23 protein-coding genes are annotated in these 22,783 nt (G+C 65.3%); 15 read left to right on the top strand and 8 right to left on the bottom strand.

Features of this window, described 5'->3' with window-relative positions:
• Nucleotides 1–23 precede the first annotated feature (23 nt).
• From ACX80V_RS16375 to ACX80V_RS16365, 3 genes are all read right to left on the bottom strand, one after another.
• Nucleotides 24–665 carry an MBL fold metallo-hydrolase gene (locus tag ACX80V_RS16375; protein ID WP_485844024.1) on the bottom strand — a complete coding sequence of 214 codons (642 nt, stop codon included), beginning with the start codon at nt 663–665 and terminating at the stop codon, nt 24–26.
• Nucleotides 662–1,747, bottom strand: a complete 1,086-nt coding sequence (locus tag ACX80V_RS16370; RefSeq protein WP_485844023.1) for an S-(hydroxymethyl)mycothiol dehydrogenase — start codon at nt 1,745–1,747, stop codon at nt 662–664. The genes ACX80V_RS16375 and ACX80V_RS16370 overlap by 4 nt, the downstream gene beginning before the upstream one ends.
• Nucleotides 1,748–1,830: 83 nt before the next feature.
• Nucleotides 1,831–2,088: a mycoredoxin gene (locus ACX80V_RS16365; protein WP_056340387.1), complete on the bottom strand. Its 258-nt coding sequence runs from the start codon at nt 2,086–2,088 to the stop codon at nt 1,831–1,833.
• Between the two features lie 147 nt (nt 2,089–2,235).
• On the opposite strand from ACX80V_RS16365, the gene ACX80V_RS16360 reads away from it, so the two are divergent.
• Nucleotides 2,236–2,967: an SOS response-associated peptidase gene (locus tag ACX80V_RS16360; protein ID WP_058932326.1), complete on the top strand. Its 732-nt coding sequence runs from the start codon at nt 2,236–2,238 to the stop codon at nt 2,965–2,967.
• Between the two features lie 24 nt (nt 2,968–2,991).
• Here the strand turns inward: ACX80V_RS16360 and ACX80V_RS16355 are convergent, their stop codons facing one another.
• Entirely contained in the window at nt 2,992–3,414 is a 423-nt protein-coding gene (locus ACX80V_RS16355) for a VOC family protein (protein ID WP_058932327.1), read from the bottom strand.
• Between the two features lie 19 nt (nt 3,415–3,433).
• Here ACX80V_RS16355 and ACX80V_RS16350 point away from each other — a divergent pair, with 19 nt between their 5' ends.
• Nucleotides 3,434–3,754 carry a chorismate mutase gene (locus tag ACX80V_RS16350; protein WP_058933088.1) on the top strand — a complete coding sequence of 107 codons (321 nt, stop codon included), beginning with the start codon at nt 3,434–3,436 and terminating at the stop codon, nt 3,752–3,754.
• Nucleotides 3,755–3,862: 108 nt separating this feature from the next.
• Here ACX80V_RS16350 and ACX80V_RS16345 read toward each other — a convergent pair whose 3' ends face one another.
• Complete coding sequence (locus tag ACX80V_RS16345) at nt 3,863–4,252, bottom strand: hypothetical protein (protein WP_056340376.1); 390 nt, start codon at nt 4,250–4,252, stop codon at nt 3,863–3,865.
• Between the two features lie 154 nt (nt 4,253–4,406).
• On the opposite strand from ACX80V_RS16345, the gene ACX80V_RS16340 reads away from it, so the two are divergent.
• The 6 genes from ACX80V_RS16340 to pdxS all read left to right on the top strand — a co-directional run bounded on the left by ACX80V_RS16340 (nt 4,407) and on the right by pdxS (nt 12,642).
• Complete coding sequence (locus ACX80V_RS16340) at nt 4,407–4,742, top strand: DUF6504 family protein (protein ID WP_485844022.1); 336 nt, start codon at nt 4,407–4,409, stop codon at nt 4,740–4,742.
• Entirely contained in the window at nt 4,739–8,227 is a 3,489-nt protein-coding gene (locus tag ACX80V_RS16335) for a DNA polymerase III subunit alpha (RefSeq protein WP_485844021.1), read from the top strand. Before ACX80V_RS16340 ends, ACX80V_RS16335 begins: the two co-directional genes overlap by 4 nt.
• A 116-nt stretch (nt 8,228–8,343) precedes the next feature.
• On the top strand, nt 8,344–10,353 hold the full coding sequence (thrS, locus tag ACX80V_RS16330) for a threonine--tRNA ligase (protein WP_058932330.1): 2,010 nt from the start codon (nt 8,344–8,346) through the stop codon (nt 10,351–10,353).
• A 20-nt stretch (nt 10,354–10,373) separates the two neighbouring features.
• The gene (locus ACX80V_RS16325) at nt 10,374–10,961 is read left to right on the top strand and encodes an HIT family protein (protein WP_056340364.1); all 588 of its coding nucleotides are present in this window, start codon (nt 10,374–10,376) and stop codon (nt 10,959–10,961) included.
• Nucleotides 10,951–11,574, top strand: a complete 624-nt coding sequence (gene pgsA, locus ACX80V_RS16320; protein WP_485844020.1) for a phosphatidylinositol phosphate synthase — start codon at nt 10,951–10,953, stop codon at nt 11,572–11,574. The genes ACX80V_RS16325 and pgsA overlap by 11 nt, the downstream gene beginning before the upstream one ends.
• A gap of 141 nt (nt 11,575–11,715) precedes the next feature.
• Nucleotides 11,716–12,642, top strand: a complete 927-nt coding sequence (gene pdxS / locus ACX80V_RS16315; protein WP_141140753.1) for a pyridoxal 5'-phosphate synthase lyase subunit PdxS — start codon at nt 11,716–11,718, stop codon at nt 12,640–12,642.
• 102 nt (nt 12,643–12,744) lie between these two features.
• Here pdxS and ACX80V_RS16310 read toward each other — a convergent pair whose 3' ends face one another.
• Nucleotides 12,745–14,754, bottom strand: a complete 2,010-nt coding sequence (locus ACX80V_RS16310; RefSeq protein WP_485844019.1) for a M3 family metallopeptidase — start codon at nt 14,752–14,754, stop codon at nt 12,745–12,747.
• A gap of 84 nt (nt 14,755–14,838) precedes the next feature.
• On the opposite strand from ACX80V_RS16310, the gene ACX80V_RS16305 reads away from it, so the two are divergent.
• Nucleotides 14,839–16,107 (top strand): CapA family protein, encoded by a 1,269-nt coding sequence (locus ACX80V_RS16305; RefSeq protein WP_485844018.1) that lies wholly within the window; start codon nt 14,839–14,841, stop codon nt 16,105–16,107.
• Nucleotides 16,108–16,158: 51 nt separating this feature from the next.
• Here ACX80V_RS16305 and ACX80V_RS16300 read toward each other — a convergent pair whose 3' ends face one another.
• Both ACX80V_RS16300 and ACX80V_RS16295 read right to left on the bottom strand, forming a co-directional pair.
• On the bottom strand, nt 16,159–16,926 hold the full coding sequence (locus tag ACX80V_RS16300; RefSeq protein ID WP_485844017.1) for a type 1 glutamine amidotransferase: 768 nt from the start codon (nt 16,924–16,926) through the stop codon (nt 16,159–16,161).
• Entirely contained in the window at nt 16,923–18,215 is a 1,293-nt protein-coding gene (locus tag ACX80V_RS16295) for a Mur ligase family protein (protein ID WP_058932336.1), read from the bottom strand. The genes ACX80V_RS16300 and ACX80V_RS16295 overlap by 4 nt, the downstream gene beginning before the upstream one ends.
• A gap of 90 nt (nt 18,216–18,305) precedes the next feature.
• On the opposite strand from ACX80V_RS16295, the gene pdxT reads away from it, so the two are divergent.
• The 6 genes from pdxT to yajC all read left to right on the top strand — a co-directional run bounded on the left by pdxT (nt 18,306) and on the right by yajC (nt 22,777).
• Nucleotides 18,306–19,016 (top strand): pyridoxal 5'-phosphate synthase glutaminase subunit PdxT, encoded by a 711-nt coding sequence (gene pdxT, locus ACX80V_RS16290; RefSeq protein ID WP_056340341.1) that lies wholly within the window; start codon nt 18,306–18,308, stop codon nt 19,014–19,016.
• Nucleotides 19,017–19,019: 3 nt separating this feature from the next.
• Entirely contained in the window at nt 19,020–19,775 is a 756-nt protein-coding gene (locus ACX80V_RS16285; RefSeq protein ID WP_058932337.1) for a YebC/PmpR family DNA-binding transcriptional regulator, read from the top strand.
• Between the two features lie 35 nt (nt 19,776–19,810).
• Nucleotides 19,811–20,389, top strand: coding sequence for a crossover junction endodeoxyribonuclease RuvC (gene ruvC / locus ACX80V_RS16280; RefSeq protein WP_056340336.1), 579 nt, complete (start codon nt 19,811–19,813; stop codon nt 20,387–20,389).
• Nucleotides 20,390–20,479: 90 nt separating this feature from the next.
• The gene (ruvA, locus tag ACX80V_RS16275) at nt 20,480–21,124 is read left to right on the top strand and encodes a Holliday junction branch migration protein RuvA (RefSeq protein ID WP_141140748.1); all 645 of its coding nucleotides are present in this window, start codon (nt 20,480–20,482) and stop codon (nt 21,122–21,124) included.
• On the top strand, nt 21,117–22,205 hold the full coding sequence (ruvB, locus tag ACX80V_RS16270; protein ID WP_485844016.1) for a Holliday junction branch migration DNA helicase RuvB: 1,089 nt from the start codon (nt 21,117–21,119) through the stop codon (nt 22,203–22,205). Before ruvA ends, ruvB begins: the two co-directional genes overlap by 8 nt.
• Before the next feature lie 182 nt (nt 22,206–22,387).
• Entirely contained in the window at nt 22,388–22,777 is a 390-nt protein-coding gene (yajC, locus tag ACX80V_RS16265) for a preprotein translocase subunit YajC (RefSeq protein ID WP_058932340.1), read from the top strand.
• Nucleotides 22,778–22,783: the final 6 nt, after the last annotated feature.

Below are 22,783 nucleotides of genomic sequence, written 5' to 3'. Positions count from 1 at the left end.
GCTTGCCGGGCCGGCCGGGGCTCTTAGTGGCCCCGGGCGATCCACTCGTCCAGGTGCGGGGCTTCGGCCCCGATGGTGGTGCTGTCGCCGTGGCCGGTCCGGACCACCGTTTCGGCCGGCAGGGGCAGCAGCCACGTCCGGATCGATTCGATGATGGTGGGGAAGTCGCTGTAGGACCTGCCCGTGGCGCCGGGGCCACCCTGGAACAGGGTGTCCCCGCTGAAGAGCGAGCCCTCGCCGTCGGGCCCGTCAGTGAGATGGAAGGATACCGAGCCCGGCGAGTGCCCGGGTGTGTGCAGGGCCGTCAGGCTGGCCCCCGCCACCTCAATGACGTCGCCGTGCTTGATGGCGACGTCGGGTTCCACGTCAGGGTAGACGCTGTGCCACAGCATCCAGTCGTCCTGGTGAAGGTGGATCGGTGCCTGGACGAGGTCCCAGAAGTCAGCTACTGAACGGATGTGGTCGTCGTGGCCGTGGGTCAGCAGGATCGCCTTGAGCTTCCGGCCACCGACGGCGGCGGCTACGGCCTTGGCATCGTGCGCGGGATCGATGACCACGCATTCCTCATCGTTGCCCACGATCCAGACGTTGTTGTCCACATCCCAAGTGCCGCCGTCGAGCGAGAATGTCCCGGACGTGACGAGCCGCTCGATCCGGAGGCTCACAGTTCCACCACCGAACGCAGCACCGAACCGGAGTGCATCTTCTCAAACGCTTCCTCCACCTGGTCGATGGTGATCCGCTCAGTCACGAACGCATCCAGGTCCAGCTTGCCCTGCTTGTAGAGGCTGATCAGCATGGGGAAGTCCCGGGAGGGCAGGCAGTCCCCGTACCAGGAGGACTTCAGCGAGCCGCCGCGGCCGAAGACGTCCAGCAGGGGAAGCTCAAGCTTCATGTCCGGCGTCGGGACGCCCACCAGCACCACGGTGCCGGCGAGGTCGCGGGCGTAGAACGCCTGCTTGTACGTTTCGGGGCGCCCGACGGCGTCAATCACCACGTCAGCGCCGAAGCCGCCGGTGAGTTCCCGGATTTTCTCCACGGGGTCGGTTGCGGAGGAGTCCACGGTGTGGGTGGCGCCGAGGCCCTTGGCACGGTCCAGCTTTTTCGCGTCGATGTCGACGGCGATGATGGTGGTTGCGCCGGCGAGCGCGGCGCCGGCGATGGCGGCCACGCCCACACCGCCGCAGCCGATGACGGCGACCGTATCACCGCGCTTGACGCCCCCGGTGTTGATGGCGGCGCCCAGTCCGGCCATGACGCCGCAGCCGAGCAGGCCGATGGCGGCAGCATCGGCGTCGGGATCCACCTTGGTGCACTGCCCGGCGGCCACGAGGGTCTTTTCGATGAACGCGCCGATGCCCAGGGCGGCGGACAGTTCGGTGCCGTCCTCAAGCGTCATCTTCTGGGTGGCGTTGTGGGTGTTGAAGCAGTACTGTGCCTGGCCGCGGTTGCACGCGCGGCAGTTGCCGCAGACGGCCCGCCAGTTGAGCACCACGCGGTCGCCCGGGGCGACGTCCGTGACGTCGGGGCCCACGGCGCTGACCACTCCGGTGGCCTCGTGGCCCAGGAGGAACGGGAAGTCATCGCTGATGCCGCCCAGTTTGTAGTGCAGGTCGGTGTGGCAGACGCCGCTGGTGATGATGTCCACCAGGGCCTCGCCCGGGCCCGGTTCCGGGACCAGGATGGTCTCCAGAGTGACCGGGGCCCCTTTGGAGCGGGCTACGACACCTTTGACTTTATGGACCACGAAAGGCTCCCTCAATGCAGATAGACAGAACGGAACCAACACGGATGTTGGTCCCGTTCTGTCTACCACACCAGCTGCCGTGGTCAGGCTGCGAGGCGGCTCTTTACCTCGGCAGCGGAGGGGTTGGTGGCGGCGGTGCCGTCCGGGAAGAGCACGGTGGGGACGGTGCGGTTGCCGCCGTTGAGCTTCTCCACGAGGTCGGCTGTGCCCTCCACCTCTTCGATGTTGATTTCCGTGTAGCCGATGCCCTGCGCGTCCAGCTGCTTCTTCAGCCGGTTGCAGTAGCCGCACCAGGTGGTGGAAAACATGGTGATGGTGCCGTTCTCGGGGGTAAAATCCACGGAGCTCTCCTGAAATCGTTGAGGGGGTTCGTTCCCGTCAACGGTAACCCGCGGCGGGCTATTCCCTGAGCCGGCCCGGCAGATGCGGTGCCGGATGACAGTACATAGCGCTAATGGCATGCTGGAGCCATGTGTGGACGCTATGTGATGGCACGGGCCGTGGGTGACTTGCTGGCCGACTTTGATGCCCAGCTGGAGGAGGAAGTGCATCTTCCCCCGTCATGGAACGTGGCGCCCACCGACGACGTGCCGATCGTCCTGGAACGGCTGATCGACGACGGCCCCGTGCGGCAGCTGCATGTTGCCCGCTGGGGCCTGGTGCCGTCCTGGGCGAAGGATCCTGGTATCGGCCCCAAGATGATCAACGCGCGGAGCGAGACTGTGCTGGAGAAGCCGGCCTTCCGCAAGGCCGTGAAGTCACGTCGCTGCGCTGTCCCGGCGGACGGGTACTACGAATGGAAGCAGGGCACCGGCAAAGCCAAGCAGCCCTACTACGTCCATCCAGGCAAAGGCAGCGGGCTGGTGTTCGCGGGCCTGTATGAGTGGTGGAAGGATCCGTCCAAGGCCGAGGGCGATCCCGGACGGTGGATGCTCTCCACATCCATCCTGACGGCAGATACGCCGCCGCCCGGTGCCGAGTCCACAATTTTCGGCAAGCTCACCGCCCTGCACGACCGCGTGCCGCTGCCCATGGACCGGGCCACGATGGCGTCGTGGCTTGATCCGCAGATCGATGACGCCGCCTTCCTCGTGGACCTGGTCCGGGCCCACGTGAAGGAAGTCGCGGCCGACTGGCATGTGGATTCGGTCGGCACCGAGGTGGGCAACGTACGCAACAACTCCCCGGAACTGATCCGGCCGGTGGAAGCCTTGTTCTAAACCGGCACTCGGGGCGGCATGCCCCTAAACGGTGACCTTGCCGGCGTCGTCCACTGTCCACGTGGGGTTGTAGGCAACTTCCCAGCGGAAGCCGTCCGGATCGGCGAAATAGCCGCTGTACCCGCCCCAGGGCTGGGTGACCGGCGCGGCGACGATAGTGGCCCCGGCCGATGCCGCTTCCGCCATGACCCGGTCCACCGCCTCGGTGCTGGGCAGGTTGTGGCTGAGCGTGATGCAGGGGACCGGGCCGGGGACACCTACCCCCGCCTCGGCGTGCATCTGCGCTGCGTCCCACAGGGAAAGGATGAGGCCGTGGTTGACCTGGATGAACACCACATCACCGGGAAACTCGCGGTGGACAGGCCAGCCGAGGCCCTCCGCGTAGAACCGGCGGGAGGCGTCAACACTGCGAACGCCTAGTGAGATGAAGTCGACTCTGGGCTGCATGCTTCGATACTGTCAGAAGATGGCAACAATTCAAGGAAACGATAGGGACGCTTTGGCCGACAAAGAACAGCTCGCTGCCGTTCGGATTGCGGTAGACGAAGTTGACGAGCAGATTGTCACCCTCATTGCGCGGCGTGAACGCCTGATCCGGATCGCCGGAACCCTGAAGGGGGACGACGCTGAAGTCCGCGCCCCCGGCCGGGTGGAACGGGTGATCGAGCATGTCCGGGCCGCCGCGAAAAAGAAGGACATTGATCCGGACATTGTGGAATCAACTTACCGGGCCATGATCTCGGGGTTCATCAAACTCGAAATGAAGGTCCACAGAGAAAGCAGCTGACGCTGCCGCAGGTGCTGTCCGGACACGGTTCCGGCAGCACCTGCTCGGTGTTCCCTAGAGCGTTTCGTCGACTTAGAGCGTTTCGTCGACTTAGAGCGTTTCGTCGACTTAGAGCGCTTCGTCGACGGCGACGCCCGACTGGAACTCCCTGCCGTCAGCCTCGCTGAAGGCCGACATGATGTGTCCCTTGCCCAGGCCATGGACGGCCGCGACGGGGAAGTTGCCGGTGATGGTGCTGCCCGAGTGCGTCACGCCGCCAAGATCATAGTTTTCCTCGGCGCTCTGGTCATGGCTGAACGAGTAGAAGGCAATGGCCTCCCCGTTCATGAACTCAATGCCCAAGCGTCTTTGCGATGAGTAATCAGGGCTCGCCGCCACCAGGCCCACTACGTACGCACCTGCCCCCGGTATGTTGCCGTCGATATCAAAGGTTGCCACGAGCTTTTCGTCCTGGGCCTTGATGCTTACGTGCTTGAGGAGTGCGTCATTGGTGCTCATGCCACAATCCTGCCTCCCTGCTGCCCGTCCGTCCACCCCTGTCTAGGTTTTGTCGGAGCGTCGTCGTAGACTCAAGGTATTCGAACATGTATTCGAATACCTTGCTTTTGCATCAGCATTTTGCATCAGCTCCGTTCAGTTCCGGGAGGCGCCCATGGGTATGTTCAGCGAGTCCGTGGACGTCGTCTGCACCCCCGCCGGCCAGCCGCTGAACCTCCAGTGGGCCGGACGGCACTACACGGTGTGCGCCGAGCCCGTCCGGTGGTATGAACGCCGGCAGTGGTGGGCCGAGGAACGCCGTGCGCCGCTCGGCAGCGGGCCGGGGCTGGTGGACCACGAAATCTGGCGCGTCCAAGTGCAGGCGGACCCGCGGAGTGCCGGCCCCCGGGATGCAGGGGAGCCGCTCACCCTGGACCTGAGCAGGCATACCGGCAGCGGCCGCTGGAGGCTCCTGCGGATCCACGACGCCCTCCGGCCACAAACAGCATGAGCTTCTCCCACCTTCACGTTTCCACGGCCTTCAGCGCACACTATGGCGTTGCCTGGCCCGACGAACTGGCCCAGGTTGCCGCCGCGGACGGCGCAACCGCGCTCGCCTGCACGGACCGGGACGGCCTCTACGGCACCATCAAACACCTCAAAGCCTGCATGGAAGCCGGCATCGACCCCATCGTGGGGGTGGACCTTGCGGTTTTCGACGACGACGGCGACCACCGCACCCAGCTCGCCGGCAGGGTAGTGGTGCTCGCCCGCGGCCACAACAACGGGGCGGGCTACCGCGCACTGTGCCGGCTGGTGTCCGATGCCCATGCCCGCACCTCCGGCAAAGCCGGGGGAGCGGTGCACGTGGCGGTCACCCGCGCCGAACTCGCCTCCCGCACGCTCGACCCCAAAACCCTGAAACCGGTCCTGACGGTCCTGATCGGCCCGGATTCCGACGTCGGACGGGCCATGAGCGGCCGGCGCTACCTCCGTCCGCGCACCCTTTTCAAAAGCTGGCTGGACGCCATGCCCCCAAGAACCCTGGTAGCGGAAGTCGTTTCCCAGCTCACTGCCCCCGGAGCGCCCCTGAGCACCGCCCACGCAGTACGAATGCTCAAACTCGCGGAAGAACACCACGTACCGGCCGTGCTCACCAACGCGGTCCGCTACTGCGCAGAGGACGGCGCCGCCACAGCTGACGTACTCGACTCCGCCCGGACGCTGAAGTCCCTCCCCGAACTCGCGGCCGAACCGCTGCTCCAGCCCAACGGGCAGGCCTGGCTCAAATCATCAGCGCAGATGCTTCAGCTCGGCAAGGAAATCATCCGCGCCGCAGGGTATGGCGCAGCGGACCTCAAACAGCTGATGGCACAGACCGAGGCGCTCGCCGACTTCTGCCGGATTGACCCGGTGACTGACATGGGCTGGAAGCAGCCGGTGGTCCCCGAGGCATCGGTCATTGGCATCAGCCAGGACCCGCACGATGAACTGGTGCAGCGCTGTGAGGCCGGGATCAGCAGGCGGTTCCCCGGAATATCAGGCTCAGCCCACAAGGACATGCGCTCGCGGCTGGAGCACGAGCTGGGAATCATCAGGAACCTCGGGTTTTCCTCCTATTTCCTCACAGTCGCGGAGGTCTCCCGGATGATCATGGACATGGGGGTCAGGGCAGCCGCCCGCGGTTCCGGGGCCTCCAGCCTGGTCAACTACCTGATTGATGTCAGCCAGGTGGACCCCCTGCAACACGACCTGATCTTCGAACGCTTCCTGTCCCGGGACCGGGCCACGTTGCCGGATATCGACATCGACGTCGAAAGCGCCGAACGGCACAACGTGTACCGGCGGATCTTTGACCGCTTCGGTTCCGAGCGCGTCACGCTGATGAGCATGCAGAACGGGTACCGCGCCCGCGGTGCCGTCCGCGACGCCGGGATGGCCCTGGGGATGGACGATGACGACGTCGGTGAGATCGCCAAGCAGCTGTGGCGTTTTTCGGCCCGGAAATTCCGTGAGGCACTGGTTGAGAAACCTGAGTTACGGGAGTTCGCTGGCCGGGTGGAACAACGGGACTTCACCGAAAACCAGCAGCTTGACCTGCTGGTGGACCTCACAGAACGGCTGGACCGGCTGCCCCGCCATATCTCCATGCATCCTTGCGGGGTGATCCTGGGCGATGCCACGCTGCTTGACCGGACCCCGGTGCAGCCCAGCGGACTGGGGCTGCCCATGAGCCAGTTCGATAAACACGACATGGATCCCATGGGCATGCTCAAGCTTGATGTCCTGGGAGTCAGGATGCAGAGCGCGATGGCGTTTGCCGTCCGGGAAGTCATCCGGATCCATCCTTCCAAAGCGGAAGTGGTGGCGGCAGGGGCCCACCCTGCAGGTCCTGACGGGACCGGGCCGGACTACATCGCCGAGAACGGCCACATCGACCTCAACGCCGTGCCGCTGGATGATGAACCAACCTACGAACTGATCCGCAGCACCCACACCCTGGGCTGCTTCCAGATCGAGTCACCCGGCCAGCGTGAACTGATCGGCAAGCTGGCGCCGCGTGAGTTCAATGACCTCATCATCGACATTTCGCTGTTCCGGCCCGGCCCCATGAAATCGGACATGGTGCGGCCTTTCCTGGAGCACCGGCACGGCTTCGCACCGGAGGTCTACCCGCACCCCGACCTGAAACCCGTGCTGCAGGAAACCCATGGCGTCACTGTCTTCCATGAACAGATCCTGAAAACCTTCCACGTAATGACCGGCTGCGGCCTGGCGCGCGCGGATGAGTTCCGCCGGGCGCTCGGCAACGAGGTCCACGAGCTGAAAGTGGAAGAGTTCTTCCGCAAGGAGGCCCGGATCAAGGGGTACACCCCGGAAGTAGTGGACAAGGTCTGGGGGACCCTGAAAGCCTTTGGCAGCTTCGGCTTCTGCAAGGCGCACGGTGCGGCATTTGCCGTTCCCACCTACCAGTCCGCCTGGCTCAAGACGCACCACCCCGAGGCTTTCCTGGCCGGGCTGTGGGAACACGATCCCGGCATGTACCCCAAACGGCTGCTGGTTGCCGAGGCCCGCAGGCTGGGCATCCCCATCCTGCCGCTGGACATCAACCGCAGCCAGGCCGAGTACCGGGTGGAACGGGTGACGGACGGGCCGGACGCCGGCAAGCTGGGGATCAGGCTGAGCCTTAACGGCATCTATGGCCTGTCCGGGACCGAGCTCAAGCGGATTGTCGCCGGCCAGCCCTACGACTCCCTGGCTGACCTCCGTGCCCGGTCCAGGCTGAGCAAGCCAAGCATCAAAAGGCTCGCCCAGCTGGGTGCCTTTGACTCCCTGCACCGTGAATCGGGAGGCGCCGCCAACCGCGCAGACCTCGTCCAGCACCTGCAACAGCTCCAGGCCGCCGGCGGTACCCGGAAGGGCATCGACATCATGGACGGGCAGCTGTCCCTACCGCTGGGGGACGTGGAGCTGCGGAACGTCAAGCCCGGGCTTCCCGCGCCCACCCTGGTGGAAAACGTCCGGGCAGAACTGGACCTGATGGCCATAGATGTCAGCGGGCACCTGATGGACAGCCACCGGCCCATGCTGGACCGGCTGGGGGTCACCACTGCAGACAAACTGTTGAGCCTGCGCAACAACACCGAGGTGCTGGTGGCCGGGGTGCGCATCGCCACCCAGACACCGCCCATGCGCGGCGGCCGGCGGGTGGTGTTCATCAGCATCGACGACGGCACCGGCTGCGTCGACTCCGTGTTCTTCCATGAAGCCCAGGAACAGGCGGGGCTGCTGCTGTTCGGCACCAGGCTGCTGCTGATCCGGGGCACCACCCGGCGGACAGGTCCCCGGGGAATCAGCCTGAGCGCCAGCATGGCCTGGGACCTGAGCCGGGTGGAATCCCTGCCGTTCGCGGCGGACCGGGTGGAACGCACCGATGTGCCGCATCCTTTGGACGGGATCAGCCGAAGCCTGGCGATTACCGGAATGGGCGGCTGAACGGCCGCGGGTCCCGTTGGTCGGCCTCCCGGGAAACCGATAGCATTGACGATGGCTGGCTGTGGTCCCCGTACGCCGCAAGCTATGAAGCCTAAAACTTTGAATAGGAGACACCCGTGTCAGATGCCCAGCAGATCACCCTCATCGTCGATGGCGAAGAGACCAAGGTGACTACCGGGACAACCGGTGCGGAACTCTTCTTTGAGCGCCGCGATGTTGTTGTTGCCCGCGTCAACGGCGAGCTGAAGGACCTGGACCAGGAGCTGCCCGAGGGCGCCGAGATCGAGGGCGTCACCATCGATTCCCCGGACGGCCTGGACGTCCTCCGCCACTCCACCGCCCACGTCATGGCCCAGGCCGTGCAGCAGCTGCGCCCGGACGCCAAGCTGGGCATCGGCCCGTACATCACCGACGGCTTCTACTTCGACTTCGACGTCGCTGAACCGTTCACCCCCGAGGACCTCAAGACCCTCGAGAAGATGATGCTCAAGATCGTCAACCAGAACCAGAAATTCGTCCGCCGCGTGGTCAGCGAGGACGAGGCCCGCGAGGCCATGAAGAACGAGCCCTACAAGCTCGAACTCCTGGGCAAGAAGAACAACGCCGCCGAGGCCGGCGAGGGCGTCAACGTCGAGGTCGGCGCCGGCGACATCACCATCTACAACAATGTCGAGCGCAAAGAGGGCACCACGGTCTGGTGCGACCTCTGCCGCGGCCCGCACCTGCCCAACACCAAGCTCATCTCCAACGCCTTCGCCCTGACCCGGTCCTCCTCCGCGTACTGGCTGGGCAACCAGAAGAACCAGCAGCTGCAGCGCATCTACGGCACCGCCTGGCCCACCAAGGACGCGCTCAAGGCCTACCAGGAGCGCATCGCCGAGGCTGAGCGGCGCGACCACCGCAAGCTCGGCGTCGAACTTGACCTGTTCTCCTTCCCGGACGAGCTGGGCTCCGGCCTGCCGGTGTTCCACCCCAAGGGCGGCATCATCCGCAAGGAGATGGAGGACTACTCCCGCCAGCGCCACGTCGACGCCGGCTACGAGTTCGTCTACACGCCCCACATCACCAAGGGCCACCTCTACGAAGTCTCGGGCCACCTGGACTGGTACAAGGAGGGCATGTTCCCGGCCATGCATGTGGACGCGGAACTCAACGAGGACGGCACCGTGCGCAAGCCCGGCCAGGACTACTACCTGAAGCCGATGAACTGCCCCATGCACAACCTGATCTTCCGCTCGCGTGGACGGTCCTACCGGGAACTGCCCCTGCGTCTCTTCGAATTCGGTTCGGTGTACCGGTATGAAAAGTCCGGCGTTGTACACGGTCTGACCCGGGTCCGTGGCATGACACAGGACGACGCCCACATCTACTGCACCCGCGAGCAGATGAAGGACGAACTCACCAAGACCCTCAAGTTCGTGCTCGACCTGCTGAAGGACTACGGCCTGAACGACTTCTACCTGGAGCTGTCCACCAAGGACCCGGAGAAGTACGTCGGCGAAGACGCAGCCTGGGAAGAAGCCACCCGGACCCTCGCCGAAGTGGCTGAGGAATCCGGCCTGGAACTGGTCGCGGATCCGGGCGGCGCGGCCTTCTACGGCCCGAAGATCTCCGTCCAGACCAAAGATGCACTCGGGCGAACCTGGCAGATGTCCACAATCCAGCTGGACTTCAACCTCCCGGAACGCTTCGAGCTGGAATTCCAGGCAGCCGACGGCACGCGTCAGCGTCCTGTGATGATCCACCGTGCACTCTTCGGTTCCATCGAGCGGTTCATGGGTGTGCTCACCGAGCACTACGCCGGCGCGTTCCCCGCGTGGCTTTCCCCCGTGCAGGTGGTGGGCATCCCGGTGGCCGAAACGTTCAACGAATACATGTTCGACGTCGTTGACCAGCTCAAGGCGGCGGGCATCCGCGCCGAGGTGGATACGTCCTCGGACAGGTTCCCCAAGAAGATCCGCACCGCCAGCAAGGACAAGATCCCCTTTGTCCTGATCGCCGGCGGCGACGACGCCGAGGCGGGCGCGGTGTCCTTCCGCTTCCGTGACGGGAGCCAGGACAACGGCGTGCCGGTGGCCGAGGCCGTCAAGCGGATCACGGAAGCCGTCCGTAACCGGACCAGCTAGCGGAAACGGATAAGAACACGGTGCAGGAGAACACAGGCGCAGGCTATCCAGGGGATGCCGGCGTGACAGATGACTTTGAGCTCGCGGGCGTGCCGGATGCATTCCAGCGCCTGTGGACTCCGCACCGGATGGCCTACATCAAGGGCGGCCAGCACCAGTTCAAGAACGAGAACGACTGTCCCTTCTGCGTAGGTCCGGGCCGGACTGACGAGGAAGCCCTGATCGTCTACCGGGGGAAGACCTGTTACGTGGTCCTCAACCTGTTTCCCTACAATCCGGGGCACCTCCTGGTCTGCCCGTACCGGCATGTCCCGGACTACACGGACCTCACGGTGGAGGAGACCGCGGAATTTGCGGAGATCACCCAGACGGCCATGCGGGTCCTGCGCAAGGTGGCGAACCCGGGCGGGTTCAACCTCGGCATGAACCAGGGCGTAGTGGGCGGGGCAGGAATCGCCGCGCACCTGCACCAGCACATCGTGCCGCGCTGGGGCGGGGACGGCAACTTCTTCCCCATCATTGCCCAGACCAAGGCCATCACGCAGACCCTGGATGAAGTCCGCCAGCAGGTTGCAGAGGCCTGGCCCGGGGAGACGGATGCTGAATAGGCATGCGCGCGGGTTTTTCACCGCGCTTTTCACTCCGCTTGCGCGCTGGCTCCTGAAAATCGGTGTTTCCCCTGATGCTGTGACGGTCATCGGAACCGCCGGCGTGGTGGTGGGTGCCTTGGTCTTCTACCCCCTCGGCCAGCTCTGGTGGGGGACCCTGTTCATTACCGCGTTCATTTTCTCGGACGTGCTTGACGGCATTATGGCACGGCTGCGGGACACCGGCGGCCGCTGGGGAAACTTCCTGGACTCCACCCTGGACAGGATCGCCGACGGCGCACTGTTCGCGGGTGTGGCCATCTGGTTCTTCACCGGGGGCGACGATTACGCCATCGCCGTCGCCGCCATGCTGTGCCTCGTTTTGGGCATGGTGGTCTCGTATGCGCGGTCCAAGGCCGAATCCCTTGGCTTCACGGCGAATGTGGGCATCGCCGAGCGCGCCGAGAGACTGGTTTCGGTGCTGGTGGTCACCGGATTTACCGGCCTGGGATTGCCCCCGGTGGTTCTTCTGGTGACGCTTGGACTCCTGGCCCTGGCCAGCCTCATCACGATCATCCAGCGCGTAGCCACCGTCCATCGCCAGGCCCTTGCGGAGTCCGCGGCTTCGGATTAAGCCTGATTAAGCCCGCCGCCTGCCGGGGGACTAGTATTGTGACTGCCCGGTCAATGGATCCGGCAACCCGGTGCGTGTACTTTCGGTTTCTTGCCGCCCTCGCGCCCGGCGAAGATCATCTATCTACCCATAGGGGTTTTTGTGTCTACACCTGATGTAAGCAGCGAAGCCGGTTCGTCCGCGAACAGCGTCACGGGCAGCAACCGCGTCAAGCGCGGCATGGCTGAGATGCTCAAGGGCGGCGTCATCATGGACGTCGTCAACGTTGAACAGGCCCGCATCGCCGAAGACGCCGGTGCCGTTGCAGTGATGGCGCTGGAACGCGTTCCGGCTGATATCCGTGCCCAGGGCGGCGTGTCCCGCATGTCGGACCCGGACATGATCGACAAGATCATCGCAGCCGTGTCCGTCCCGGTCATGGCCAAGGCCCGGATCGGCCACTTCGTGGAGGCCCAGGTCCTGCAGTCGTTGGGCGTGGACTACATTGACGAGTCCGAGGTCCTGACCCCGGCCGACTACGTCCACCACATTGATAAGTGGAACTTCAAGGTTCCCTTCGTCTGTGGCGCCACGAACCTTGGTGAGGCGCTGCGCCGCATCAACGAAGGCGCGGCCATGATCCGTTCCAAGGGTGAGGCCGGCACCGGCGACGTCTCCAACGCCACCGGCCACATGCGCCAGATCCGCGCCGAGATCGCCAAGCTTGCCGCCCTGCCCGAGGACGAGCTCTACGTTGCGGCCAAGGAACTGCAGGCCCCGTACGAACTGGTCAAGGAAGTCGCCGCCGCCGGCAAGCTCCCCGTGGTGCTGTTCACCGCGGGCGGCATCGCCACCCCGGCCGACGCTGCGATGATGATGCAGCTCGGCGCCGACGGCGTGTTCGTCGGTTCCGGCATCTTCAAGTCCGGCAACCCGGCCCAGCGCGCCGCTGCCGTGGTCAAGGCCACCACGTTCTTTGATGACCCCGACGTCATCGCCAAGGCCTCCCGCGGCCTCGGCGAAGCCATGGTGGGCATCAACGTCGACGAGATCCCGCAGCCGCACCGCCTCTCCGAGCGCGGCTGGTAACTCGCTTTATTGGGGCGCCTTAGGGGCGCCTGGCGTCTCTGAAGTACGACGCCGGTCCCTCACCTTTCTTGGTGAGGGACCGGCGTCGTACTTTAACGGGGGTCAGTCGAGGCCGCGGCGTTTCAGAAGGGGCTCCAGCCGGGCGCCGCGGCCGCGGAGCGCGCGGAAGGATTCCAGCGGGTCCCTGCTGTTGCCGCGGGAGAGCAGCTCCTGGCGGAAGCGTTCGCCGTTGTCGCGTGTTAGGCCGCCGTTTTCGGTGAACCAGTCCACGGTTTCGGCATCCAGCACCTCACTCCAGATGTACGAGTAATAGCCGGCCGCATAGCCAGCCCCCGCGAAGATGTGCTGGAAATAGCCGGTGCGGTAACGCGGCGGGATCAGGGCATGAGCCGCGCCCGCGGCCGCGAGGGACTTCGCCTCAAACGCCAGGACGTCGTCGGGGATTTCGGTTTCGTCCAGCACATGCCAGGCCAGGTCCAGCAGCGCAGCACCGAGGTATTCCGTGGTCCCGAAGCCTTCGCCCCAGAGCCGTGAGTCGTTCAGCTTGTCCACCACCTGCTGCGGAAGCGGTTCGCCGGTGGCGTGGTGCCGGGCATAATTGGCAAGCACCTCCGGCCACAGGATCCACATCTCGTTGACCTGCGACGGGTATTCCACAAAGTCGCGGGGGACAGCAGTCCCGGCGAACCGCGGGTACGTCACGTTCGACAACAAGCCGTGGAGTGCGTGTCCGAACTCGTGGAAAGTGGTGCGTAGCTCGTCCAGCGTCAGGAGTGTGGGCTCGCCTGCCGGCGGCTTGGAGATGTTGAGGTTGTTGATCACCACGGGCCGGGTGCCCAGCAGGCCCGACTGGTCCGCCAGCGAGTTCATCCAGGCGCCGCCCCGCTTGGATTCGCGGGTGTAGTAGTCGCCCAGGAACAATCCCAGTCCGCTGCCGTCCTGGTCCCGGACTTCCCAGACGCGGACGTCCGGGTGGTAGCCGGCGAGGTCCTTGCGTTCGTGGAACGTGATGCCGTAGAGGGATGTGGCGGCGAAGAAGACGCCGTCCCGGAGTACGCGTTCCAGCTCGAAATAGGGGCGGAGTGCCTGCTCGTCCACGGCGTACTTTTCCCGCTGCACCTTGGCTGAGTAAAACGCCCAGTCCCAGGCCTCCAGCGGATGCCCTGCCGCCTCAGTCAGGGCCGCAGCCTCGGCGTCGGCATTGCGCACAGCCGCCGGGGCCAGCCTGGTCAGCATGGACTGGACCGCGTCAAAGTCGCGGGCTGTCTGGCGGTCCACCACGAGTTCGGCATAGTTGGCGAAACCCAGAAGGGCTGCCTTTTCAGCGCGCAGGCGTGCCGTCGACCTGGCCAGTTCCAGGACGTCCAGGGTGCCGCCGCTGCCCCGGCCGATGGAAGCTTCAAACAGCCGACGGCGGACGTCCCGGTTTTCGAGGGCAGCCAGGGCGGGCTGGTTGCTGGGCTGGATCAGCGTCAGCAGGAATTTTCCGTCGTGGCCAACGGCGCGGGCCGCCTCAGCGGCGCTGGCGACATCGTCTGCCGGCAAGCCGGCCAGCTCGGCTGCTGTGTCCAGCAGCAAGGCAGCTGATTTCATGGCCTCCTTGACCCGCTGGCCAAACTCCGTGCCCAGTTTGGACAGCTCCGCGTTGATTTCCTTCAGCCGTTCCTGGCCCGGCTTTTCGAGCTGGATCCCGGACTGGCGGAACTCCTTCACGTACTCCTCCACGAGCCGGACTGACTCAGGGTCAAGCCCGGAGGTATCAATCGCCGCGAACCGGTCGAACAGTGCCCGATTGAGGTAGATCTCGTCCTGATGCGCCGAAATGCGGGGTGAGAGTTCGGTTTCCAGGTCACGGATTTCGTCTGTTGCGTCGGCTGAGGCAAGGGTGAAGAAGGAGTCGGCCGCCCGCTGGAGCAGTTGGCCGGACTTCTCCATGGCCAGGGCCGTGTTCTCGAAGTCCGCCGGCGCCGGGTTGTCCACGATCGCCTGGATTTCCACCAGATGTTCCGTCAGGCCGGCGTCGATGGCATCGGCGTAATCGGATGGTTTGATCCGGGCAAAAGGCGGCAGCCCATAGGGCAGGGCGCTGGCGCTGAGGAGGGGATTCGTCATCACGCTAACCTTTCATACTGGCGCATGCTTCTCAACGCGCGGCTTTGCCGAATTTGCGCGGCGGCCAGACCTACAATGACGCCTATGGGGAAAAGGTTGGGCGCTGCTTCGGTGCGCGCTGTTGCTGTTCGTTCCGCTGCCGCGGTGTCCGCCGGCGTCCTGGCCGCTGCCCTGCTGGCAGGATGCGGCCTGGTCGCCGAACAGACTGTTCCGTCCTCCGGTGCTGCCAGTACCGGCGGCGGGACAAGGCAGCCAAGCCCGACGGCGTCCCCCACCCCGACGCCCACTCCCACCCCCGGCGCGGGGCCGGCCTGCCCCACGCTGCGGTGCACGTCCGTCGTCGTGACCGGCGACATGCTGGTCCACACCCAACTCTGGCAACAGGCCCGCGACGATGCCGCCGCAGCAGGCAAACCAGGGCTGGACTTCACCCCGCTCCTCGAAGGCCAACGAAAGTACATCCACGCCAGCGACCTCGCTATCTGCCACCAGGAAACGCCCGTGGCCGGGCCCGATGGCCCGTTCTCCGCGTACCCGTCATTCAACGTCCCGCCGCAGATCATCACAGCCGCTAAGGCGGTGGGGTACCGGGCCTGCACCACCGCGAGCAACCACACGATCGACCGAAGCACGGACGGAGTACTGCGTACCGTGGACGCCCTGGATGCGGCGGGGCTGAAGCACACCGGTTCCTACCGCACCGAGACCGAGTCGCAGGGAATCCTGATACTGCAGACCAATGCCGCCAAGATCGCCATCATCGCGGGGACCTACGGGCTCAACGGCCAGTACCCTGAATACGGCTGGCAAGTGGACATGCTGGACGCGCCCACCATGATCGCCAAGGCCGTGAAGGCACGGGCGCTCGGCGCGGACATCGTGCTCGGTGCCATGCACGCCGGCGACGAGTATGCCAGTGAAGCCAACGCCCAGCAGCAGGAGGTGGCCCACGCCCTGGTGGACAGCGGCCAGTTCACCATGATCTACGGCCACCACACCCACTCGGTACTGCCCATCGAAAACTACAAGGGAACCTGGATCGTCTACGGCCTGGGCAACGGAGTCACCGAACTGTCGCCCTGGTACGTAGTGAACAACGAGGGCCTGCTCGTGCGGGCACAGTTCAGCCAGGACGCAGCCGGGAAGTGGACGGCGTCGGACCTGGCCTGGGCCCCCTCGGTGATTGTCCGCGATCCGTACCGCTGGTGCTCGGTGGCAACCGATGCACCGCAGGGCGTCTGTGCAACTCCCGAGGTCGACGCCGCTACCAGGCTGAGGACCACCACGGTGGTGGACTCGATGGGCGCGGCTGCTGCCGGCGCGCACGAACTGCTGATCACCAAGGACCCCTGAGACAGTTCGACGGGGAAATCGTCCGCGCAGCGCTACTCAGCGCGGCAACGATCAGCGCGGTCGGCGCGTTGCGTGCTCCCGGGCCAGCACTGCGTAGCGGTCGTCCGGGGCGCCGGCTGTGAAGGTGCCGTATTTACGCTCGGCGGCGGTCCTGATGAGGAAGTCGGCGATGGCAGGGTTCTTGGGCAGCAGCGAACCGTGCAGGTAGCTGGCCACCACATTCTTGTAGCGTGCGCCCTCGTGACCGTCGCTGCTGTTGTTGCCGGTACCTTTCGCGGTGGTCCCCAACGGCCGGACGCCCGCACCCAGCGTGGTCTGCCCGCTGTGGTTCTCGTATCCCAGCACCTCGCCGAACTCTTCGGTGGCCACCCTGACGTTGCCGATCAGGCGCTCGTCCGTGCCGTGTGTCTCCACGTCCAGGACACCGATGCCCGGTATGACCGAGCCTAAACGGGTCTTGAAGAAGCGCCCGAACAGCTGGTACAGCCCGCAGATCACCAGCATGGGTGCGCCGTCCTCGGCCAGCTTCGTGAGGACGCCGGCCTGCGACTGGAGGTCGTCCTTGATAACCAGCTGTCCGCTGTCCTGGCCGCCGCCCCCGACAATCAGGTCAACGTCGGCGGGAAATTCGTCGCCGACGTTGTACTCCAGCAGCTCCGGGGTGTAGCCGTGCCAGCTGATCCGCTGCTTGAGCACCAGGGCGTTGCCCCAGTCGCCGTAGATGTTCATGTCCCGCGGGTAGAGCTGCAGGACCCGGATGGTTCCCTTGGAATTCTGTTCGACGCCGTCCGGCACGATGCCGGTTGATTCAGCGGTCATGAGACCACCTCCACTGTGGTGATTTTGGACAGCTCGCGGCGGATGGCCAGCATGGCTGTGTAGGTGCAGAAGATCCGCTTCGGTTTGCCCTTGGCGTCCCGGATAAACGCGGCGAGTGCGGGCGCGATCTCCGGCTGGACCCCGCCGATCCGGACGTCGTCATACTGCAGCCGCAGCGCCATGTCGTAGGCGCGGGAACCTGTCAGCTGGTCCACACCGCCGTCGCGGAGCGAATCGAATTCCACGTCCCAGAGCCAGGACATGTCACGGCCGTCGGCGTAGTTATCGTTGATGGCGATCATGGTGGCGTAACCGCCCGCGGGGAAGGATTTCAGTCCCAGCCGGAAACCGCTGGGGTTCTTCACCAGGACGAGGTCCAGGGGCTGGCCGTCCACCGTGAGGCTTTCGCCGCGGCCGAACGCCGGCTCCACCTGGGACAGCGCGGTGAGTAGGGTGGCGTGGTCGGCCGTGGCGGCACCGCCGCCACAGATGCTGCGGGCCAGGGTCAGCGCCGCAGCCGCGTTAAAGATGTTGTAGACGCCGCGGAGCTTCATCGCGGTGGTGACCGTGGCGCCGTCGTACTCAAAATCGGCGGTGTCCGGCCCCACTTTGCGGAGTACGACGTCGGCCGCTGGCTTGTGGGGGAGCGCTGCGGGGGCGGGGCTGCCGGGCGCTGCCCGCATGTCGTCGTCGTTGGGGAAGGTGCTCAGGAGCGAATCGTCCAGGCCGAAGTACTGGACGTCCTGGCCGGTGAGGGTTTCCGCGATGCGGGCCACCCGCGGATCCTCCCGATTGAGGACTACTGTTCCGGTGGTTTTGTCGGCGATGTGCTGCAGCAGCTGGGCCGTTTTGTCGATCTCGCCGAACCGGTCCAATTGGTCACGCAGGACGTTGAGCAGGAGGCTGTACCGCGGCGGAACACGGTTCACAAAATGCGTGGCGTGGGCTTCGTCGAGCTCCAGCACGGCGACGTCGGCCCTGAGCCTGCCGCGCCAGTCCACTTCGCCCAGCAGGGCGGCCGCCACGCCGCGGGTGAAATTGCTGCCGGTGCGGTTGGTGAAGACCTTCAGGCCCTGGCTTTCCAGGAGTTCCACCACCATCTTGGTGGTGGTGGTTTTGCCGTTGGTTCCGCTCACCACGGCGACGCCGTGGGGGAGCGTGGAGAGCGTCCGCTGCATAAAGCCGGGATCGATTTTTTCGACCACCAGCCCGGGCAGCGCGGACCCTCCGCCCCTGAGCCGGGACACCCGGCGGACCAGCTTGCCGAGCGGAACACTGATGTAAAGCATGCTCTGTAATATATCCCAGCAACGGCATAGAACCCTTCCCGGAAGCGCTTCCGGCGCCGCCCCGGGACCAGCGCACATTATGCTGATTGGATGACAAACCCCCTTTCGGCTGCTTCTGCACGCGTGGGCTCGGGCCTCCGGATCGGCGTCCTGGCACTTCAGGGCGACTTCCGCGAACACCTCCGCGCCGTGGAAGCCGCGGGTGCCGCCGGCGTCGGAATCCGCCGCCCCTCCGAACTGGACGGCCTGGACGGCCTCATCATTCCCGGCGGAGAATCCACGGCCATCGACAAGCTGGCCCGCGCCTTTGAGCTGGCCGGACCGTTGAAGGACCGGATCCGCGACGGACTGCCGGTCTACGGTTCCTGTGCCGGCATGATCCTCCTCGCCGACGAGATCGCCGATCCCGCCACAGACCTGGCCGGCCACCCGCAGCAGACCTTCGGCGGCCTGGACATCACAGTGCGGCGCAACGCCTTCGGCCGGCAGCGCGAGTCGTTCGAAACGGACCTGGATTTCAAGGGCCTGGACTTCAGCGCCACGGAATCCGGTGTCGCTCCAGTACACGCCGTGTTCATCCGCGGCCCCTGGGTGGAACGCGTCGGCGACGGCGTGGAGATACTGGCCCAGGTGGAGCCCGCAGACCCTGAGCACGCGTCCCACGCGGCGACTCTGCCGGGGACAGCTAGAATTGTTGCAGTGCGTTCCGGCCACCTGCTGGCCACCTCCTTCCACCCGGAAGTGACTGGGGAGAAACGCGTACATGAACTTTTTATCCGCATGATCAGAGGAGACGCGTAAAGCATGTCAGGACACTCCAAATGGGCGACTACCAAGCACAAGAAGGCCATTCTCGATAGTCGCCGTGCAAAATCGTTCGCCAAACTGATCAAGAACATCGAAGTCGCCGCGCGTATGGGCGGACCGGACCTCGCCGGCAACCCGGGCCTGGAACTCGCCGTCACCAAGGCCAAGAAGACCTCCGTTCCGGCCGACAACATCGACCGTGCCATCAAGCGTGGTGCCGGCCTCACCGGCGAAGTGGTTGACTACACCGAGATTATGTACGAATGCCGCGGCCCGCAGGGTTCGGCGCTGCTGATCGAGTGCCTCACGGACAACAAAAACCGCGCCGCCTCCGAGGTCCGCCTGGCGATCTCCCGCAACGGCGGCACCATCGCCGACCCCGGTTCGGTCAGCTACCTGTTCAGCCGCAAGGGCGTTGTCTCGCTGCCGAAGAACGGCCTGAGCGAGGACGACGTCCTGATGGCCGTCCTCGACGCCGGAGCCGAGGAAGTCAAGGACAACGGGGAAAGCTTCGAGATCCACTCCGAGCCCACCGACCTCCAGGCCATCCGCGATGCCCTCAAGGAAGCCGGAATCGAGTACGAGACCGACGAGGCCGAGTTTGTGCCGTCCATGCAGGTGCCGCTGGACCTCGATGCCGCCAAGAAGTTCATGAAGCTCGTGGACGCCCTGGAAGAGCTCGACGACGTCCAGAACGTGTACAGCAACGCCGACCTCAGCGACGAAGTCCAGGCCGCCCTGGAAGCGGAGTGACCATCCGCTTTGTGGCCTAAGGCGGATGTCCCAGGGTGACGCTGCGCGTATTAGGTGTTGACCCGGGCCTGACCCGATGCGGTATCGGCGTGGTCGACGTCGAACGGAACCGGCGCGCCACGATGGTGGCAGTCGGGGTGGTGGGTACCTCTCCCGAGGAGACCTTGGACCAGCGCCTGCTGGTTATTGCCTTGGCCATCGACGAGTGGCTGGACCGCTACGAACCCCAGGTGCTCGCCGTCGAACGCGTTTTTTCCCAGCTCAACGTCAGTACGGTGATGGGCGTGGCGCAGGCCTCCGGTGTGGTGATTGCCGCCGCCGCCCGGCGCGGGATCCCGGTGGCTCTGCATACGCCGTCGGAAGTGAAAGCAGCGGTGACCGGCAGCGGTACCTCCAACAAGGAAGCCGTGACCAAACTCGTCACAAAAATCCTCAGGCTGGACGCGCCGCCGCGGCCAGCGGACGCTGCAGACGCCCTGGCCCTTGCCATCACGCATGCTTGGCGCGCTGGCAGCGGAGCCGCGGTGGCCACCACCGGCCCCGGCAGCCTGTCGCTGACGCCGGCCCAGCGCGCGTGGGCCGATGCCGAGGCGAAAGCGCGCCGCGCACGCTGAATGTCCGGGGCGCTTGCTAGGGTATTCGTAGATATGTTCGGATAGCCGGTCCTACCCCCAAGAGCCCGGCAGTACACCAGGAGCCCGGCTTTGATCAGTTTCCTTCGCGGAACCGTAGCGCACGTTGGCCTTTCCGCTGCCGTGATCGACCTCAACGGGGCGGGCATGAGCGTCAACGCCACGCCGCAGACCCTCAGCCGCCTCCGCACCGGCGAGGAAGGCAAGCTCTTCACGTCGCTGATCGTGCGCGAGGATTCCCTCACACTGTTCGGTTTTGCCACCGACGACGAACGCGAGGTCTTCGATGTCCTGCTCAGCGTCAGCGGCGTAGGTCCGCGGCTCGCGCTGGCGGTGCTCGCCGTGCACGAGCCTGAAGCGATCAGGGTTGCCGCGCACACGAGTGACAGCAAGACGTTCACCACGGTGCCCGGCATCGGCCCCAAGGTGGCCGGCCGGATTGTGCTGGAACTGGCCGGCAAGCTGGTGCCCCACGGAACGGCGGGTGCGGCCGGCGTGTCCACTCCGGCCGAAGCGGCCTGGAAGCCCCAGGTGGTGGCGGCCATGACCAGCCTCGGGTGGTCGGAAAAGGATGCCGGTGCCAGCATCGAGAAGGCCCTTGCGGACGATCCCGAGGTGGAATTCCGTGGCAATGTGGCCGAGATCCTGCGGACCACGCTGCGCTGGCTGGGCCAGGATGGCGCGCGGGCCGGTAACCGCGTAGGCAGCCGTGGCTGAGCCTTCCGTGGTGGCAGCAGGGGAGGAACCCGAGGAACGGGCGATCGAAGCCGCCCTCCGGCCGAAGAACCTCGATGACTTCGTCGGCCAGCACCGGGTCCGGAGGCAACTCTCGCTGGTCCTGCAGGCCTCCCGGATGCGGGGGCGCAGCGCGGACCACGTGCTGTTTTCCGGCCCTCCAGGCCTCGGCAAAACAACCCTGGCCATGATAGTGGCCGCTGAAATGAACGCGCCACTGCGGATCAGCAGCGGTCCGGCCATCCAGCACGCCGGCGACCTCGCCGCCATCCTTTCCTCCCTTTCCGAAGGGGAGGTCCTCTTCCTGGACGAGATCCACCGGATGTCCAGGCCGGCAGAGGAAATGCTCTACATGGCCATGGAAGATTTCCGTGTGGACATTGTGGTGGGCAAGGGCGCCGGGGCCACCGCCATTCCGTTGGAACTGCCGCCCTTCACCCTGGTGGGTGCCACCACGCGCGCCGGTCTGCTGCCAGGACCGCTCCGGGACAGGTTCGGGTTCACCGGGCATTTGGAGTTCTACAGCGTGGCCGAGCTCGAACTGGTGCTCAGGCGCTCCGCCGGCCTGCTGGACCTCAAGGTCAACTCTGCGGGCTTCAGCGAAATTGCCGGCCGGTCCCGCGGTACGCCACGTATCGCCAACCGCCTCCTTCGCCGGGTCCGGGACTGGGCACTCGTGCATGGGATTGAGCAGATTGATGCCCGCGCCGCTTCCGCTGCCCTGGACATGTATGAAGTGGACAAGCGAGGCCTGGACCGGCTGGACCGCGCTGTCCTCGAAGCACTCATTACGAAGTTCGGCGGGGGACCCGTGGGGCTTTCCACCCTTGCCATTGCGGTGGGGGAGGAGACCGAGACCGTGGAAACGGTGGCGGAACCGTTCCTGGTGCGCGAAGGCCTGCTGGGCCGGACGCCACGGGGCCGCATCGCCATGGCTCCGGCCTGGACCCACTTGGGCTTCGCCGTACCGGCCGGAGTTTTCGGGCAGGAGCCGTTGGATCTGTTCGAACCGGACCCGGACAGCGCCGAGTCCGCGGCCGAATGGGCACCGAACGGTCAATAGCACTGTCCTCCCAGCTTTTCCCTTTAGACTGGTATGACACCCGGCACGTTCGGGTCTGTGTTCCCGCGACGGCTCCGAGGAGCCGCTGCCTGCCAGGCAGGATTCTCTGCAACGGGGAACGACGCGGACGCTGCCAAACACCCGATACGCCAGTACAGAACGGAATCTTCCCTGTGGATCCAATGAACATCGTCTTGTTCGCAATGCTCGGAATCTTTATCTTCATGATGTTCCGCCGCAACAAGAAGACCAAGGAGCAGCAGGCAACGCTGCAGTCCCAGTTCGAGCCCGGTGTTGAGGTTATGACGAGCTTCGGACTCTTTGGTCGGATTGTCTCCATGGACGACGCCGAGAACAAAGTTGTCCTTGAGCTTTCCCCCGGGAACCTGGCAACTGTCCACCGCCAGGCTGTGACCAAGATTGTGGAACCGCCCGTCGAAGCCGAGACTCCGGCCGTCCCGGATGACGCGTCCTCACTCACCACTGAAGAAGCAGGCACCCCGGCAGCATCCGCCGAAACCCCGGACGAGACCCTGAAGCGCCTCAACGACGAGGGCAAGAAGGACAACTAGTCCACG

The organism is Pseudarthrobacter arbutini, assembly GCF_054510915.1.
This window is presented reverse-complemented; position numbering and strand designations above follow the sequence as displayed.